The sequence below is a fragment of the Jannaschia sp. Os4 genome (genome assembly GCF_016820245.1).
Taxonomy (GTDB): Bacteria; Pseudomonadota; Alphaproteobacteria; order Rhodobacterales; family Rhodobacteraceae; genus Jannaschia.
Genome location: NZ_JAFCAR010000007.1, coordinates 23,997 through 40,777, shown reverse-complemented (window position 1 = coordinate 40,777; position 16,781 = coordinate 23,997). Strand labels below are relative to the sequence as shown.

Sequence of the window (16,781 nt, the reverse complement as noted above, 5' to 3'; positions counted from 1 at the left end):
TCGGGCGTGACCCACCGCCGGAAGGGCAGGGCGCACGTGCTGGAGTTCTCGGACGGGATGGGGCGCGCGGCGCTGGAGGCGGCGTTCCGGCTCTACCTTGAGGACCGCTTCGGCAAGTGATTTGCCAATTGGCAATTCGCGCGGCGAGACGGGGCAGGGCGGCTTGACGCGAGGGGCGCGCCTTCGCATATGTCAAAGGCATATCCCGGAGGTGCCCGATGTCCGCCCCGACCCCCGCCCGCGAGGCCAAGCTGTTCCGCAACAACCGCTCGCAGGCCGTCCGCATCCCCGCCGACTGGGAGATGCCGGGCGACCGCGTCACCATCCGCCGCGACGGCGACCGCCTCGTGCTTGAGCCGGTGCGGCGGCGCGGGCTGCTGGGGCTCTTGGCGTCGTGGGACCGGCTAGACGAGGACCTGCCGCTGCCCGACGACCCGCCGCCCGCGTCCGAGGACGTGCTTTGACGGGCTGGCTGCTCGACACGAACGTGCTGTCCGACCTCGTCCGCCATCCTGCGGGCGCCGCCGCGCGGCGCTTGGCGGAGGTGGGCGAGGCGGGGGTGGTGACCTCCGTCGTGGTCGCCGCCGAGCTGCGCTACGGCGCCGCGCGCAAGGGCTCCGACCGGCTGACCGCGCGGGTCGAGGCGCTGCTGTCCGAGATCCCGGTCCTGCCGCTCGCGCCGCCGGTCGACGCGGCCTACGGGCGCATCCGCGCCGCGCTGGAGGCGAGGGGCACGCCGATCGGCGGCAACGACCTGCTCATCGCGGCGCACGCGCTCGCCACGGGGCGGGCCGTGGTCACCGCGAACGTCCGCGAGTTCGAGCGCGTGGACGGGCTCGCGGTGGAGAACTGGCTGGCGGGGTAGGGGCCTTTCCGGGCCGCCTCGGACGTCAGACGGAGACGTCGGCGAGGACGGCGGCGCGGTCGGCCCCGCCACGCGCCTCGTTCCGGATCACCGTCCCCCGCCGCAGCGCCACGACGTGGTCCGCGAGGCCCCACGCGAAGTCGAACCGCTGCTCGACCAGGACGATCGCCATCCCGCCGTCGCGGCGCAGCCGGTCGATGACGCGCCCGATCTGGGCGATGATGTTGGGCTGGATGCCCTCCGTCGGCTCGTCGAGGAGGAGCACCTTGGGCCGCGTCACGAGGGCGCGGGCGATGGCGAGCTGCTGCTGCTGGCCGCCCGAGAGGTCGCCGCCGCGGCGCCCGCGCATCTCGGCGAGGACGGGGAACAGATCGAACACGTGGTCGGGGACCGCGCGCGCGGCGCGGGGCAGGCAGGCGAAGCCGGTGGCGAGGTTCTCGGCCACGGTGAGCTGGGGGAACACCTCGCGCCCTTGAGGGACGTAGGCCACGCCCGCGCGCGCGCGCGCCTTGGGGCCGGGGGGCAGGGGGGCGCCGTCGAGGGTGACGGTGCCGTCCATCGGGTGCCGCCCGGCGAGCGCCTTGAGCAGGGAGGTCTTGCCCATCCCGTTGAGGCCCATGACGCAGGTGACCGCGCCGCGGGCGGCGGTCAGGTCGACGCCGTGCAGGATGCACGAGCCGCCATAGGCGAGGGTGACGTCGCGCGCCTCAAGCATGGCGGGCCTCGACGCCGTCCTCGGGGCGGCCCAGATAGACGTCGATCACCTTCGGGTCCGCCGTGACGTGGTCGAGCGAGCCCTCGGCCAGCACGCGCCCCTCGTGCAGCACGGTGACGCGGCAACCGAGGCGGCGGACGAACTCCATGTCGTGCTCGATGACGACCACGGCGCGGGTGCGCGCGGCCTCGACCAGCATGGCGGTGGTGCGCTCGCGCTCGGCGGACGTCATCCCGGCGGCGGGTTCGTCCACCAGCAGGAGGCGCGGCTCCTGCGCCAGCAGCATCCCGATCTCCAGCCACTGCTTCTGCCCGTGGCTGAGGATGCCCGCCGGGGTGGCGAGCCTGTCCGCCAGCCCCACCCGCGCGGCGACCTCGGCGGCGGCGGCCCCTTGGTCGGGGCGGCGGAGCAGGACGTCGAGCGGGCGGCGCGCGGCGCGCAGCGCCATGGTCAGGTTCTCGGCCACGGTCTGCGCCTCGAACACGGTGGGCTTCTGGAACTTCCGCCCGATGCCGGCGCGGGCGATGCCCGCCTCCGACAGCCGCGTGAGATCGCGCGACATCTCGCCGTAGCGGATGGTGCCGCCGTCTGGCCGGGTCTTGCCGGTGACGAGGTCCATGAAGGTGGTCTTGCCCGCCCCGTTCGGCCCGATGATCGCGCGCAGCTCGGGCTCGCCCACGGAGAAGGACAGGTTGTCGATCGCCTTGAACCCGTCGAACGACTTGGAGACGCCGGACACCTCGAGCAGCGCGCTCACGACGCCTCCTCCTTGCGCAGTGCGCCCGCGTCGGGGCCGAGGTCGCCGACGCGGCGGGCGGCGCGGCGCTCGGCCCAGAGATCGACGAGGCCGCCGAGGCCCTTGGGGGCGAAGAGCGTCACGAGCACGAAGGAGAGGCCCAGCAGGACGAGCCACCAGTCGGTCCACCTGACCGTGTAGGGACCGAGGTCGATGTCGGGCGCGCCGCCGCCGGTGAACCACGAGGAGGCGAGGCTGACAACGGCGGCGCCGATCACCGCGCCGTAGAGCCGCCCGCGCCCACCGATGGCGACCCACACGGCGAGGTAGATCGAGGCGATGGGCGCGATCTCGGCGGGGTTCACGATGCCCGCCTGCGGGTAGTAGAGCGCGCCCGCCGCCCCCGTGGCCATCGCCGTGACGGTGAAGACCGCGAGCTTGTAGTGCTCCACCTCGTAGCCGAGGAACCGCACCCGCGCCTCGTCGTCGCGGATGCCGCGCAGAACCGAGCCGAAGCGGCCCGCCACCATCCACGCCGCGCCGAGATAGGCGAGGGCGAGGGCCGTCGCGGAGGCCCAGAGGAACCACAGCGACAGGGTCGATTGCGGGACGCCTTCGGCGCCGGGGACGTTCTGGAGGCCCGACAGCCCGTTGTTGCCGCGCAGGCCCGAATCGTTCTGGAAGAGCCAGAGGGACAGGGCGAGCGTGCCCGCCTGCGTCAGGATCGACAGGTAGACGCCCGCGACGCGGGAGCGGAAGGCGAGCCAGCCGAACACGAGGGCCACGAGGCCGGGGACGAGCACGGCGAAGGCCAGTTGCAGCGGCAGGCTGCCCGCGAAGGCCCAGAGCCACGGCACGTCGCTGGAGCCGACGACGCCGAAGATTTGGGAGCCGATGGCCTCCTCGATCTCCAAGGGGGTGGGGGGCAGGGGGCCTTGGGACAGGGTCGTGAGCACGATCCCCTCGGTCCGGGCCCACATCAGCCACATGCCGACCGCGTAGCCGCCGATTCCGAAGAACGCCATGTGCCCCAGCGACAGGATGCCGGTGTAGCCCCAGACGAGGTCCATCGCGAGCGCGGCGAGGCAGAGGCAGAGGGTCTTGCCGAGCGTCTTGACCGTGGAGGTCGAGACGAGCCCCGCCTCGGCCCCGACCGTCGCCGCGAGGGCGAGACCGGCGAGGGCGACGAGGACGGTGGCGACGTCCGGGCGCAGCAGGAGCGGACGGGGGGCCGGCCCGTCCCGCCCCCCGGCGCGTTCCGGGGCCGCCGGGGGGGCGGGGGCCGTGACGGGAACGGGGGCCGCGACGGGGGCGCTCACTGGGCGAACCTCCCCTTCTGGGCGACGATCCCGCGGGGGCGGACTTGGATGAAGAGGATGATAAACAGGATCATGTAGGTCTGCGCCGCCAAGGTGTTGGACGGGTTGAGCCACTCGATCCCCTTCTGCAGCCCGCCGATCAGGCCCGCACCCGCCAGCGTGCCGAAGACCGACCCCACGCCGCCGACCACGACGGTCATGAAGGACTGCACGATGTAGCCGGACCCCATCTCGGAGGTGACCTGCGCGAAGAGGCCGATGGCCACGCCCGCGACCCCCGCGATGCCGGAGCCGAGCGCGAAGGTGGCCATGCCGACCCGGTCGGGGTCGATCCCCAGCGAGGCGGCCATGCCGGGGTTCTGCGTCACCGCCCGCACCTCCAGCCCGAGGCGCGTGCGGCGCAGGACGAAGACGAGGAGGGCGAGGAACAGCAGCGCGAGGACGAAGATGGCGATGCGGATGTAGGAGATGCCGACCACGTCGTTCACCACCCACGCGCCCGCCAGCCAGTCCGGGGAGGTCAGCGGCACGGCTTGGGTGCCGAACACGTTCTTGAAGACCTGCTGCAGCGCGACGGAGATGCCGAAGGTCGCCAGCAGGGTCTCCAGCGGGCGGTGGGCGAGGTGGCGGATCACCAGCCGCTCCAGCGCGACGCCCGCGGTGGCGGCCACGAGGAAGGCGAGGGGAAGGGCGACGACGAGGCTGGCCGTGTAGTCGGGCACGACGGTCTGGACGACGTAGCCGGTGTAGGCGCCGATCATAATGAACTCGCCGTGGGCCATGTTGATGACGCCCATGACGCCGAAGGTGATCGCCAGCCCGATGGCGGCGAGGAAGTAGATCGAGGCGAGCGAGAGCGCGTCGAGGCCGAGGTCCATCGCCTGCGCGCGGGCGACGCGGGCCTCCACCTCGGCGAGCGCGGCGGCGGCGGCGGCGGTCACGGCGGCGTCGGGCTCGTCGTAGACCTCGGCGATGACCGTGGCGGCGAGGAGGGCGGCGTCCGCGGCGGGGTCGGGGCGGGGGGCGGCCCGGCCCTCGGCGGCGAGGCGGTCGAAGGCGTCCCACCGGGCGGCCTCGGTCGAGAGCCCGGCGACGGGCGCGCCCGCGACGCGGCCGCCGTCGATGGCGAGGATCAGGGCCGCGTCGCGGGCCGCGCGGGTGATCTCCGGGCGCAGCAGGCCCGCCTCGACGAGCAGCGCGCGGGCGTCCGCGGCGGCGATGTCCTCGCCGGGCACGAGACGCCGGGCGACGTTGGCCTCCGGCGCGGGGTCCACGACGACCTCGGAGGACAGCACGCCGTTGAGGGCCGCGCGGGCCTCGATCGAGACCTTGCCCGCCAGCCCCTCGATGGCGGCGACGCGCGCGCCCGTGTCGGCGGCGAACCGGATCGTGAGGATGCGCTCCAAGGCCTGCTTGCGCGCGCGGATCGCGCGGTTCTCCTCCGTCTCGACGGAGGCGCGCAGCGGGGCGAGCAGGTCGGGCGTGGCCCCGCGCGCCAGCGCGTCGAGGGCGGCGCGGCGGCGGTCCGGGTCGGGGTCGTCGAGCTGGAACCGGACGAGGGCCGTGGCGATCAGGCGGCGGACGCCCGCGTTGGGGCGCAGCTGCTCGGCCTCGCGGCGGGCGACGGTGCCCGCGTCGGCCCCGTCCTCGATCGAGCGGAGGGCGTAGGCGTCGCCGTCGCGCGTCCCGAGGAAGAAGAGGCCGTCCGCGTTGCGCCGCACCACGCCCCGGTCCGCCCACGCCTCGAGGAAGGCGGGCATCGCGGGCAGGCCGGAGTTGGCGAGATCGTCGAGCACGGGCTGGATGGTGCGCCGCGACGGCGCGGCGATGGCCTCGGCGTGGGTCTGGAGCAGGGTCTGCACGGGGCCGTCCTGCGCGGCGGCGGGCGGCGCTAGCAGGGCCGCGGCGGCGAGGGCGAGGAGCAGGCGCATGGGCGGACGTCCGGGACGGGGCAGGGGGGGGCGGGGGCCGCGCGGCGCGGCCCCCGGCGGCCGGTCAGTAGTTCGACTGGATCTGCACGCAGGTCCCGGCCTCGGTGTCGTACATCCCGCAGCCGAGGCCCGGCCAGTCGGCGGTGAGCTTGGCGCTCTCGGGCAGGTGGTCGGTCCACGCGTCGCCCGCGACCTCCTCGGTCTGGGACACGATGTCGAACTGCCCGTCCTTGGTGATCTCGCCGATGAGCACGGGCTTGGCGAGGTGGTGGTTGGGCAGCATCACGGCCGTGCCGCCGGTCAGGTTCGGGAACTCCTGCCCGTACATCGCCTCGCGGACGGCATCGACGTCGGTGGTGCCGGCCTCGGTCACCGCGTTCGCCCACATGTTGAAGCCGATGTAGTGGGCCTCCATCGGGTCGTTGGTCACGCGGTCCTCGCCCATCCGGGCCTTCCACGCGGCGACGAATTCCTCGTTGGCGTCGGACTCGGCGGACTGGAAGTAGTTCCACGCCGCGAGGTGGCCGACGAGGTCGGTGGTGTCGAGGCCCGAGAGCTCCTCCTCGCCCACGGAGAAGGCGACGACGGGGATGTCGTCGGCCGAGACCTCCGAGGCGGCGAGCTCCTTGTAGAAGCCGATGTTGGCGTCGCCGTTGATCGTCGAGATCACGCCGACCTGGCGCCCGTCCTCGGCCATCTCGACCACGTCGCCTACGATGGTCGCCCAGTCGGAATGGCCGAAGGGCGTGTAGTTGACGAAGATGTCCTCGGCGGCGACGCCCTTGGACGCGAGGTAGGCCTCGAGGATGTTGTTGGTCGTGCGCGGGTAGACGTAGTCGGTGCCGAGCAGCGCGAACCGCTCCACGCCCAGCTCCTCGAGGAAGTAGTCCACCGCCGGGATCGCCTGCTGGTTCGGCGCGGCGCCGGTGTAGAACACGTTCTTCGACGATTCCTCGCCCTCGTACTGGACGGGGTAGAACATCAGGCCGTTGAGCTCCTCCAGCACGGGGAGGGCGGACTTGCGGCTGACGGAGGTCCACGCCCCGAAGATCACGTCGACGCCCTCGTCGGAGATCAGCTCGCGCGCCTTCTCGGCGAAGAGGGGCCAGTCGGAGGCGGGATCGACGACGACCGCCTCGACCTCGCAGCCGAGCAGGCCGCCCTTCTCGTTCTGCTGGTCGACGAGCATCTCGACCGTGTCCTTCAGGGTCGTCTCGGAGATGGCCATCGTGCCCGACAGCGAATGCAGCACGCCGACCTTCACGGGGCAGTCCGCGAGGGCGGGCGCGGCGAGGAGGGCGAGGGCGGCGGTGGAGGTGGTGAGCGTCTTCATGGTCTGTCCCCTGTTGACTGTGCCCGCAGGGGAGGAGCCGGCCCCCGGCCCGTCCAGCACGCCGCCCCCCGGGCGTGGGCCGCCTGCACGGGACTGCCCGGTTTTCGGGCATGCAAACCCGCACTTGTGCGAACCGACGTCGCCGGGCGGTCGGGTGCCCGGCCCTCGCCGGACGCGCCGCACGCGGCGGGATCCGCCGCGCCCACCCATCCAGCGGGGCGTGGGCGGACGGCGCTGCTAATCTGCATTATGTCATCAGGACGGGACCGGTCGGCGCCGCGCGACGTCCCTTCGTGGCCGGAAGCCCGGCGCTCATGTCGCGGCGCCGCGACGTTCCGCGACGAACCGTTACGTCCGGCCCGCACCGGGCGCGACATCGGCCTGCGATCCCGATCCCGACCGAACCCGGGAGACCTTCGATGACCGCCCTCCGCGCCCAGCCCTTCGCCCCCGCCCCCGCGTCCCGCCCGCTGCCGCCCGTCCGCCCCGTCCGCAGCCTCGCGCCGCGCGCCGCGCTGTTCCGCGAGGGCGACCGGGCCTCGCACGTGTTCGAGGTCGTGTCCGGCACCCTGCGGCAGACCCGCCTGCTGGAGTGCGGGCGCCGCCAGGTGGTCGCCTTCGCGCATCCCGGCGACATGGTGGGCTTCCCGGCGGACGGCGCGCATCACGCCGACTGCGAAGCGCTCACGGCCGTCACGGTGATCGCGCATCCGCGCGCCGCGCTCGACGGGGCGGGTGGCGAGCCGGACCTGCACCGCCGCCTCCACGGCGCGGCGCTGCGCGAGATCGCACGCCTGCAGGACCACCTGCTGCTGCTCGCGCGCAAGGGCGCGGTGGGCAAGCTCGCCTCCTTCCTCGGGGATCTCGCGGACCGCCACGGCGCGCCCTGCGCGGACGGCACCGCGCTCGACCTCGAGATGCCGCGCACGGACATCGCGGACTACCTGTGCCTGACCATCGAGACCGTGAGCCGCACGCTGACGCGGATGTGCGACGAGGGCGTGCTCCGCCGCGAGGGGACGTCGCGGCTCGTCGTGACCGACCGCGACGGGCTGGGGGACATGGCCCGCGGGGAGTGAGGCGGCGCGCCGTCGCGCGCGCCCCGCGTCCCGCGCCGATCCCCGTCACGACCGTGCCACGCCCGCGCCCGCAGGGTCGGGCCATCATCCGGAGGACCGCCATGACGCCCAAGACCGTGTTCGCCTGCCTCACGGACGAGGCGCCCGCCCCCGCGCTGTGCCGCGCCGCGGCGACCCTCGCGGCGGGCTGGGACGCGCACCTCACGGGGCTGCACGTCAAGGAGGGGCTGACCGTGTCGCCGTCCTTCCGGGTGGAGCTGCCCCGCTCCGTCTACGCCATGATCGACGAGACCCAGTCGGCCCACGCGGACCGGCTGCAGGCCGCGTTCGAGGCGGCCAGCGGCGGCCTCGGGGCGCGGGCCGAATGGCGCTGCGTGTCCGCGGACGGCGACCTCGAGTCGGACCGCATGGTCGAGGCCGTCCGCGCCGCCGACCTCGTGTGCATGTCCGCCGCCACCGGGACGGGCACGTTCCAGCAGCGCTTCCTCCACGAGGCGGTGATCCGGCAGGCCGGCCGCCCCGTCCTGGTCGTCCCGGAGGCCGCCGAGGTCGCGGGCCTGTCGCGCGCCGTGGTCGGGTGGCGCGACACCGCGCAGGCGACCCGCGCGCTGCACGACCTCCTGCCGCTCCTCGCGCCCGGCGCGTCCGTCAAGCTCGTCGCCTTCGAGGAGGGGCGCCGCCTCGGCGACGCGGGCGACGCCATGACGGACCTCGCCGCCGCGCTGTCGCGCCACGGCTTCGCGGCGGAGGCCGCGCGGCGCACGGACCGCGTCGACTCCGTCTCCGCCGCGCTGGAGGGCGAGGCGCGCGCGTTCGGGGCGGACGTGCTGGCGGTGGGGGCCTACGGCCATTCCCGGCTCTACGACCTCGTGCTGGGCGCGGTGTCCCGCGACCTGCTGCGCGAGACGCACCTCCCCGTCCTGTTCTCCCGCTGAGCGGCGGCGGCGGCGGCGACACGCGGCCGCCGGGCGGCCCCTTGCGGCGGAGGGGCGGGGCGGGGCACCGTCCCCCCACCCCGCGAGGCCGCCCGAGGCCCCGTCCCGCGATGCGCCCCGGAGCCCCGACTTGTCCCACGCGCCCCTTCCGCCGCTCCGGCTCGAGCGCCTCGACGACCATCCCGGCCTCCCGTCCGGACCGCGCGCCGACCCGTCCGGCGACGCCCTCTGGCGCGCCGTCTTCCGGGAGGACGGCCTCGCCACCTACGCGCTGCTCGACGCGGGCCGGGTGCCGGGGCTCGTCGAGACGCTCGAGGGCGCCGGCCTGCCCCATCGCTGCCTCTACCGCGGCGACGCGCGCCGCGACCTCGGCGAGGCCGCGCCGTGGCTGGTGGCGCTCGCGCCGGGCGCGGACCTCGCGCGGCGGCTGCTGACGGGCGGCCCCGCGCCCTTCCACCTGTGGGACCGCGCGCCCGGCATCCTGCTGCGCGCGGAGGGCGGGCTGGACGCGGTCGTCGCGCATCTCCGGCGCCTCACCAAGCTGCGCGACGGGGAGGCGTGGACCTTCTTCCGCTTCTGGGAGCCCGCCGTGCTGGAGGCCTACCTCGCCGGGCTCGACGACCGCCCCGAGGCGGGGTGGCGCTGGTTCGGCGGGCGGGAGGGCGCGCGGATCGCCGAACTGCTGCTGCCCCGCCCGGAGCGCGACGCGCTGACCCGCGTCACCGCCGCGGCCTGCCCCGCCCGCCCGGTCGGGCCGCTCGTCCTCGAGGAGCGGGACCGCGCGCGGATCGCGGCGGCGCGCACGGAGCTGCGCCTCGACCGGATGGAGCGGCTCCTGCGCGACACCTTCCCCGACCTTCCCCCGCCCGAGCCGCTGCCCCGCCTCGTGCGGCGCACCGTCAGCCGCGGGCAGCAGTTCGGCCTGCTGCAGATCGACGCGCTGTTCACGCTCTGCGCGTGGGAACTGGCCTACGGCCCCGGCTTCGAGGGCCGCGACCCCGAGGGCCGCATCGCCGCCATCCTGCGCCGCGACGTGGACGAGACGCACAAGATCGCGCTCCTGCGCGCGCGCATGGCCGAACTCGCGGAGGGGCGGCGGGCCTAGACCGCCTCGCCCGGGCGGTTGGGGAACTCGCGGCGCGTCCGGTCCCGCCGCCCGCCCATCCCGATCGAATCGGGATTGGCCGAGACGTGCGCGTAGTTGTTGACGATGAAGTGCGCCGCCGCCCCGCGGACGTGCGTGCCACCGATGATGCGCGCCGCGTCCGGCCGCAGCGGGCCGGGGATCTCGTACTCCCCCCCGGTCGGCAGGTCGAGGAAGGCGGCCTTCGCCTCCACCGCGGCCTTGTGCATCGCCGCCATGGCGACGCGGGACAGGCCGAGGCGCACCCACGGGCGGTGCAGGACGCGCGTCGCCTTGGTCCCGTAGAGCGTCATCGGCATCCCGAACGTTCCCGGCACGGTGACGGACCGGACGGGCGCCGCGATGGTGCGGACCGCGTCGAGCTGGTGGGGGAGGATGAACCCGTCCTCCAGCCACGGCGCCGCCTCGGCCGCCGTCGCGGGCGTGGCCTCGCGGTCGGCGCGCCAGCCCTCGGCCATGCCGCGGGTCGGGAACTGCGCGTGCTCCGTCCCTTGGATCGGCGCGGTGTCCCCTTGGTCGCGGTAGCCGCCGCCCACGTCCCCGTGCGCCCCGGGCATCCGCAGCCGCTCCCCGCCCCCCGGTTCGTTGTCGTTCAGGGGGAAGTTCGTCCGGTACTCGTCGTCCGCCGTGATGTGGAAGATGCGGTCGGCCTGCTTGGTGTGCAGGTGGACGTTGGCGCCGTAGTTGTACTCCACCCCGGCCAGCCCGATGGAGGCCACGGTGTCGAACACGCCGACGAACCGGATGCGGATGTTCCGGTCCTCGGGCAGGCGCCCGTAGACGTTGCGCCCGATCCACGGCTCGTAGGCGACGAAGCCCTGCCGAAAGGCGTTGACGAAGTAGCGCGCCGCCGCCGCGCCCCGGCTGAACCCGAACACGTCGAGGACGATCTCCTCCGGCTCGATCCCGGGGGAGGCCTCGTTGATGACGGTCCCGATCCGGATCGCGGCGTTCGCGACGATCGACTCGACGCCCGTCGATCCCATGCCGAACGCCCCGCCCGTCAGGCGGCTGTCCTCCTCGCCGTCCGTGGTGCCGATGCCGGGGAAGTACTCCGAGCGGAACTTGCGGCACACGCCGGTCCCGTTCTCGTTGACGACGTCGTAGCCGTCGCCGTCCTTGTAGACGTCCGACAGAAGCGACACGTTGCTGCGCGCGTTCGCGTAGGAGCCGGTCTCGCCGCCGATGCCCGCGTTGACCGCGTTGTTGAACGTTCCGTCGAAGAAGCAGCCGATCTCCAGCGCCGTCTTGGGGCAGGTCGCCGCCACCGAGGTGACGTCCCCCGACAGCCCCGCCTCGGCCACCGCCGCGTCGGCGCGCGCGGCGATGGGGTCGCGTGCGTCGGTCATCTCATCCTCCCCCGCAGGGCGCTGCCACGGCGGTCGCGCCTTCGAGCGCCCTCCCCAGTCGAGGGATCGCGTCCACCTGATCGCTTAGGTCGCGATCGAGGTCGGGCCGCCGCCGCGCGCAGCCCTCCGCGATGTCGCGCAGGATCACCTGCGTCGTCTCCGGAACCGGGTCCGAGCCGATCACGACCCGACCGCCCGGATGCAGCATCACGGAGAGATCGGCGTGCAGGAGCGGCTCCGGCCCGATCGCGAGGTCGGCCGACTCGACCGGGATCGTCGCCGCGTAGGCCCGCCCCGTCGCCAGTTCGATCCATTCGACCGTCACGTCGAACCGCTCCGGCACCCGTCGGATGGGCTGCATCACGCCGCCCATGCCGTCCCGCGGGAACGACCCGATCCCCCCCCGGGCCACACTCGGCACGAGCGGATAGGTGAACGGCCCCGCCTCCAGCCGCGTGACATAGGCCGGACCGTCCAGCCGCGTCCCCGCCGCGAGGTCGAGCCTCACCTCCCGCTCCCCGTCCGGGGCGCAGCCCGTGGCCAAGGCCACGAGCAGGGCCATCATCAGCCGCGCGCCGCTCACGGCCGCACCCGTGGTCGGGGCTCGCCCGCCCGCGCGCCGACGAAGCGGATGTTGTAGCGCCCGTTCTCGTAGTCCTGCAGCTGGAACCGGACGCCCGCGACGACGTCGATCAGGTATTCGTCCACCGGCTCGATCCCCACCTGCTCGATCCCCTGCGGCCCGCCGAGCGCCTGCACCGGGCGGACCGCGTAGACCTCGCCGTAGCGCAGCGGCCGCAGCCGCGCGCGCGCCCGCTCCAGCATCGGCTCGTCGGCGTCGTCCGTGCGGTCGAAGAAGAACGGATGGATCTCGGCGAGGTGGTGCAGAAGGTCCGCGTCCGCCGGGGGGCGGGGCCCGCCCGTCAGGCCGGGGGCCTGCACCGCGCCGAAGGCGGGCACCACGAGGACCGGGCCGTGGCGGGGGCTCCAGCACAGCAGGTTCCCCATCGCCGCCCATGCCACGATCACCGTCCCGTCGAGATCCGGGTCCCCGCCGAAGATCGCCGCCGCGATCGGGTCGAGCGCGCCCGGCCTCGCCAGCCACAGCCCCCCGTCGTGCAGCCCGCCCACCCCGTAGGCGCGCCACAGGTCCACGAGGAGGTCGGGCACCGTCCCGACGCGGGGGGCGATGCGGTCCTCGGGGACGGCCGCGGGGTCGAGCAGCGGTCCCGCGGTGGCCGTCATCTCCGCGAGCGCGGCCTCACCGGACCGCCCGTCGATCCGGCTCAGGAACTCCATCCGTCCCCTCCGGTCCCCTGTCCGTCTTCACCCATGCGGCGACGATCGCACATCCCGCGGGGACAGGCGAGGCGGAACGGCGCGCGCGTGGACGACGGCGCGCCCAGGGGTGCGGCCCTGCACCGGACCGCGGGGGGGGCGCCGCGGTCAGGCCGCCAGCAGCAGGCCCTCCTCCAGCGCGAGCCAGCCCGCCACCTCGGTGGTGTGGCCGATCTCGGCGTCGCGCGACCGCTCCTCCTGCACGAAGAGGTCCACGCCCGCGGGCGTCAGCGCGTCGTAGCGCAGCGCCGCCGTGTCGCCCCCGTCCGTGGTCTGCAGGTCCGCGAGCAGCACCGGGGGCGCCTCGAACCCGTCGCCGAACGCGAACGTGTCGCGCCGATGGGTCAGAACGTCCCCCGTGCGCCCCGCCGCGAGGCCCGCGCCGCCGCCCGCCTCGACGGCGATCCAGTCCACGGCCTCGTCGGCATGCACCCCGTCGGCGGCCTCCTCCTCCTGGAGGCGCAGGGAGAAGCCGTCGCGGGTGACGTCGCGCGTCCGGAGGGCGACCGCGCCCGCGTCCTCGGACGAGGCCACCTCCGACAGCACGACCGCGTCCTCCAAGGCGGTGCCGAACGCCTGCGTCGAGACGTCCGTCCCCACCTCCGCGCGACCCGCCACCACGGTCTGGCCGGTGGAGAGCGTGTGCGTCCCCTCGGTGACCGCCAGCCAGCCGACCGTCTCCTCCACGTGCCGTCCGTCCTTGTAGTCCCATTCGTCGATCTGGAACTCGAAGCCCGCCTCGGTCACGTCGCGGATGCGGGTCACCGCGGGATGGCCGCCATTCGCCCCGACCGGGCCCATCACCACCACGGCGTCCGCGAGCGGCGCGTCGAACGCGACGCGGTGCCACTGGTCGGGGCCGTCCTGCGCGACCGTCGCGCGGCCCGCCGCGCCGATGGCCGCCCCGCCGGGCGTGCCGGCCTCCGGGGCGGGCGCGGGGCCGCCGCCCCCGCCGGCCCCGGCGAACACGGCCCCCGCCACGTCGCCCGCGCGGAGGGCCGCCACGTCGAGGTCGTGGTCCGGGTCGTCGCCCGTCAGCGTCAGGGTGAAGTCCGTGTCCAAGGGGTCGGCCTCCGTCCCCGCTTGGAACAGCCCGCCGTCCTCGACGAGGACCCAGTCCGCGACGAGGTCGATGGCCGATCCGGCCTCGTCCTCCACGATCAGCGCCGCGCCCTCGCCCGCGACGAGGATGCCCTCCACCGTCGCGTCGGCGTCCAGGACGACCCGCTGGCCCGCGCCGATCACCACGACATCCCCCGCGCCGGGCGCCCCGTCGCCCCAGACGGTTTCGTCCGACCACCGGGCGAGGCCCGCGACATCGTCCACCGTGCGGGAGGTGCTCTCGGCCCGGTCGGGGAGCGGGGCGGGCGCCGGGTCGGGGCGGAAGTCGTCGGGCGCGAGGGAGGGCGGCGAATCCGGGCGGTCGGCGTCGCCGGGGCCGGGCGCGAAGATCAGCCGGACGAAGTCGCGGTACACGTCGTCGCCCACGCCCGGCAGGTCGTCGATCGCCTCGTAGGGGCGGCTGGAGTAGGTGTCGGCGACCATCCGCAGCATCAGGTCGCCGTTCGCCTCGCGGAACCATGCGCTGCCGTCGGCGGCGTCGAGCGCCGCGCGGTCCGCCACGCGGTCCGCGCCCTGCACGACGGTGCCGTCGGGTGCGTCCGTCAGGCGGTAGGTCACGTCGGTGCCGAAGGCGAGGTCGCGGATCTGCATCTCGACGTCCGTGGGCGGCGGGCCCTCGGGGTAGCCGACGACGTACTCGCCCTCCATGGCCCCGTCGACGTTGAGCTGCGCCCAGCCGTTCCGCCCTTGGGTCGCCGCGCCGTAGAGGATGCTCGCCCCGTTGTCCGTGCGCGTGATCTCGAAGTCGACGCGCTCGGCCGCGTCGCCCGAGGTGGCGAAGGTCTGCTTGCCGATCATCGCCCCCGCCGGGTTGAGCCAGTAGCTGCCCTCCGCGTCCCACTCGGCCCCTTCGGTCCAGTTGAACCCGGCGGCGGGGACGCCGTCGAAGGCGTAGGCCAGCACGTCCATCTCGACCCCCGGGCGGGAGTCGATCATGCCCGGCGTGATCACCGCGCCCGCCCGCCCCGTCAGGCTCCCGTCGAGGTCGTGGAGCCCGCCCATCAGCGCGCCGTCCGCGTCGACCAGCCCGTCGAGGAAGCTGGTCCACGTCCGCGTGGCGAAGGGCCGGTCCACGTCGTCCCCGAAGGTCAGGCCCTGCACCGCGTTGTTGGTGTTGCGCCCGAAGCCCGAGTGGTTGGCGATGGCCGCGTCGTCCGCGCCGTCGAACCCGGCGAAGTGGACGTCCGACATCACGCTCGCCATGTCGTAGAGCTCCCAGCCGTGATAGCTGTCGAAGCCGTACCGCTCGTAGTTCCCCGACCTGCCGACGATCACCGCCTCCTCTATCTCGTTGGCGCCCCACATCCGCGCGCCCTTCTTCGAATCCGCGATGGCGAGGTCTGTCCACTCCCCGCCCGCGTTGCGCGTCCAGATGCCGAAGCCGCCGTTCTTGAACGTGGTGAAGGCGTCGATCAGGAACGCCTGCTGGAGATGCTCGTCGAACGAGGTGCGCGCGCCGGTCGATTCCACGAACTGCCCGCCGATGAAGAAGCCGTCGTCGCCGTTCGTGTGGGACGCGTTGCCGCTCCACTGGCCCGGCGCCTGGGCGTTCGGGCGGTAGCCGTCGTAGATCCCCGCCTCCGCCGACAGCCCCTCGACCTGCGTTTGGGACAGCACCCAGAATCCCGCGACGTCCGACCCCGCCGCATGGTTGTCGACGAGGTGGTTGTTCGGGTTCGTCACCCAGTAGGTCGAGACCGCCGTGTGGTCCGACCCGATCGGCCCCGCCGCCACGCTCTCGGTCGCGCGGGTGTTCATCCCGAGGTTGCCGCGCAGGACGTTGCCGAACTCGGACCCGTCCTCGAAGTAGAAGCCGTGGCCCACCGTCTCGACGACGGCGTTGCCCTCGACCCACGCGTTCTGCGTGCCATGGATCGTCAGGCCCTTGTTGTAGGTGTCGTGGATCGAGCTGTTGGTGACGTACTGCCCCGAGGCGTCGCCCAGCATGTGCCAGTGCAGCGGATAGCGCCCCAGCTCGCCCGCCTGCCCCATCCGGGTCAGCTCGGCGCCGTCGACATGCATCTCGGCGCCGCCCATGACCATGGTGTGGCCGCCGTGGCCGTCCTCGACCGAATCCGCGTCGCCTTGGATCGTCACGTTCCGCGACAGCAGCGCGACCTCGGCCCGCATGTCGATCCGGTCCACGCGCCCGCCGGCGTCGTGGGCCTCGATCTCGCCGAAATGCGAGAAGTCGAGCGCGGCGTCGAGCGTCAGGGTCCGCCCGTCCGCGCCGAGGCCGGTCACGACCCGCGCCTCGGCCTCGTCCATCTCGAACCCGGTCGACGCGATGGCGATGCGGTCGCCCACCTCCCAGCCGGTCGCGTCCGCGAGGGTGATCGTCGTGGCGCCCGCCGCGACGGTGCCGTCGAGCTGGGTCCAGCTCGCCTTGGCGGCGTCGGCGGCGTGGATCTCGATGCGGCTGCCCGGCCCGCGGGCCATGAGGAAGGCGTCGTTGTCCTCGATCTTCATCATCCGTCGGATCCTTTCGTGGCCTGCGGGGGCGACCCCCCTGCCCCCACGGTCGCGCCCCGGCGGGCGCGGCGTCCACGCGTCCGGCCCCCGCGCCCGCGCCGGGCGGCGGCCCGCCCCCCAGGCGCCGGGGGCCGCGCGGAATCCCGCGATCGGTGGCGGTCCGCGCAGGACGGGGGCGGGGTTTGGGCTCGGCGCCGCCGACGGCCGCCCGCCTCCGCGGCGCCGCATCCGTGGGCGGCGGCCCGCCGAGGCGGCGTAAACCCGCGCATCGCGGGCCCATTCCGGACGCGACGCTACGGCTTCGTTGCGCGGACGGCGGCGGAGCCTTCACCATTCGTTAGGGCTTTCCGGGGGCGACGCGTCCGGGGACTGCGCATCGGGGGAGGACGGGCCGGACGGCGACCGGAGCCTTCCGGCGTGCAGGCATCCGCGCCCGCACGACC

General features: G+C 74.3%; 14 protein-coding genes. 5 read left to right on the top strand and 9 right to left on the bottom strand.

Translation table 11 applies throughout. From position 1 onward, the window contains the following. The first annotated feature begins 218 nt into the window (after positions 1-218). Entirely contained in the window at positions 219-464 is a 246-nt protein-coding gene (locus tag JQC91_RS17535; protein ID WP_203288858.1) for an AbrB/MazE/SpoVT family DNA-binding domain-containing protein, read from the top strand. Continuing rightward, positions 461-865, top strand: a complete 405-nt coding sequence (locus JQC91_RS17530; protein WP_203288856.1) for a type II toxin-antitoxin system VapC family toxin — start codon at positions 461-463, stop codon at positions 863-865. The genes JQC91_RS17535 and JQC91_RS17530 overlap by 4 nt, the downstream gene beginning before the upstream one ends. Before the next feature lie 25 nt (positions 866-890). On the opposite strand, the gene urtE is transcribed toward JQC91_RS17530, so the two are convergent. The 5 genes from urtE to urtA form a co-directional block, all read right to left on the bottom strand. Continuing rightward, positions 891-1,580: an urea ABC transporter ATP-binding subunit UrtE gene (urtE, locus tag JQC91_RS17525; protein ID WP_203288854.1), complete on the bottom strand. Its 690-nt coding sequence runs from the start codon at positions 1,578-1,580 to the stop codon at positions 891-893. Further along, the gene (urtD, locus tag JQC91_RS17520; RefSeq protein WP_203288851.1) at positions 1,573-2,337 is read right to left on the bottom strand and encodes an urea ABC transporter ATP-binding protein UrtD; all 765 of its coding nucleotides are present in this window, start codon (positions 2,335-2,337) and stop codon (positions 1,573-1,575) included. Before urtD ends, urtE begins: the two co-directional genes overlap by 8 nt. Next, positions 2,334-3,635, bottom strand: coding sequence for an urea ABC transporter permease subunit UrtC (gene urtC, locus JQC91_RS17515; RefSeq protein WP_343070009.1), 1,302 nt, complete (start codon positions 3,633-3,635; stop codon positions 2,334-2,336). Before urtC ends, urtD begins: the two co-directional genes overlap by 4 nt. Continuing rightward, a complete protein-coding gene (gene urtB, locus JQC91_RS17510; protein WP_203288899.1) occupies positions 3,632-5,566 on the bottom strand; it encodes an urea ABC transporter permease subunit UrtB in 1,935 nt (644 codons plus the stop codon). The genes urtC and urtB overlap by 4 nt, the downstream gene beginning before the upstream one ends. A gap of 64 nt (positions 5,567-5,630) precedes the next feature. Continuing rightward, entirely contained in the window at positions 5,631-6,899 is a 1,269-nt protein-coding gene (gene urtA / locus JQC91_RS17505; RefSeq protein ID WP_203288897.1) for an urea ABC transporter substrate-binding protein, read from the bottom strand. Between the two features lie 419 nt (positions 6,900-7,318). Between urtA and JQC91_RS17500 the strand changes: the two genes are divergently transcribed. The 3 genes from JQC91_RS17500 (at position 7,319) to JQC91_RS17490 (ending at position 10,018) form a co-directional block, all read left to right on the top strand. Then, complete coding sequence (locus JQC91_RS17500) at positions 7,319-7,978, top strand: helix-turn-helix domain-containing protein (protein ID WP_203288896.1); 660 nt, start codon at positions 7,319-7,321, stop codon at positions 7,976-7,978. 101 nt (positions 7,979-8,079) lie between these two features. Further along, on the top strand, positions 8,080-8,913 hold the full coding sequence (locus JQC91_RS17495; protein ID WP_203288895.1) for a universal stress protein: 834 nt from the start codon (positions 8,080-8,082) through the stop codon (positions 8,911-8,913). A 130-nt stretch (positions 8,914-9,043) separates the two neighbouring features. Continuing rightward, entirely contained in the window at positions 9,044-10,018 is a 975-nt protein-coding gene (locus JQC91_RS17490; protein ID WP_203288894.1) for a DUF4123 domain-containing protein, read from the top strand. Here JQC91_RS17490 and JQC91_RS17485 read toward each other — a convergent pair. The 4 genes from JQC91_RS17485 to JQC91_RS17470 all read right to left on the bottom strand — a co-directional run bounded on the left by JQC91_RS17485 (position 10,015) and on the right by JQC91_RS17470 (position 16,338). Further along, the gene (locus JQC91_RS17485) at positions 10,015-11,406 is read right to left on the bottom strand and encodes a DUF2235 domain-containing protein (protein WP_203288893.1); all 1,392 of its coding nucleotides are present in this window, start codon (positions 11,404-11,406) and stop codon (positions 10,015-10,017) included. The two genes, JQC91_RS17490 and JQC91_RS17485, sit on opposite strands and share 4 nt — an antisense overlap. Before the next feature lies 1 nt (position 11,407). Continuing rightward, positions 11,408-11,989 (bottom strand): hypothetical protein, encoded by a 582-nt coding sequence (locus JQC91_RS17480; protein WP_203288892.1) that lies wholly within the window; start codon positions 11,987-11,989, stop codon positions 11,408-11,410. Continuing rightward, on the bottom strand, positions 11,986-12,705 hold the full coding sequence (locus JQC91_RS17475; protein ID WP_203288891.1) for a GAD-like domain-containing protein: 720 nt from the start codon (positions 12,703-12,705) through the stop codon (positions 11,986-11,988). The genes JQC91_RS17480 and JQC91_RS17475 overlap by 4 nt, the downstream gene beginning before the upstream one ends. Positions 12,706-12,852: 147 nt before the next feature. Further along, complete coding sequence (locus tag JQC91_RS17470; protein WP_203288890.1) at positions 12,853-16,338, bottom strand: G8 domain-containing protein; 3,486 nt, start codon at positions 16,336-16,338, stop codon at positions 12,853-12,855. Positions 16,339-16,781: the final 443 nt, after the last annotated feature.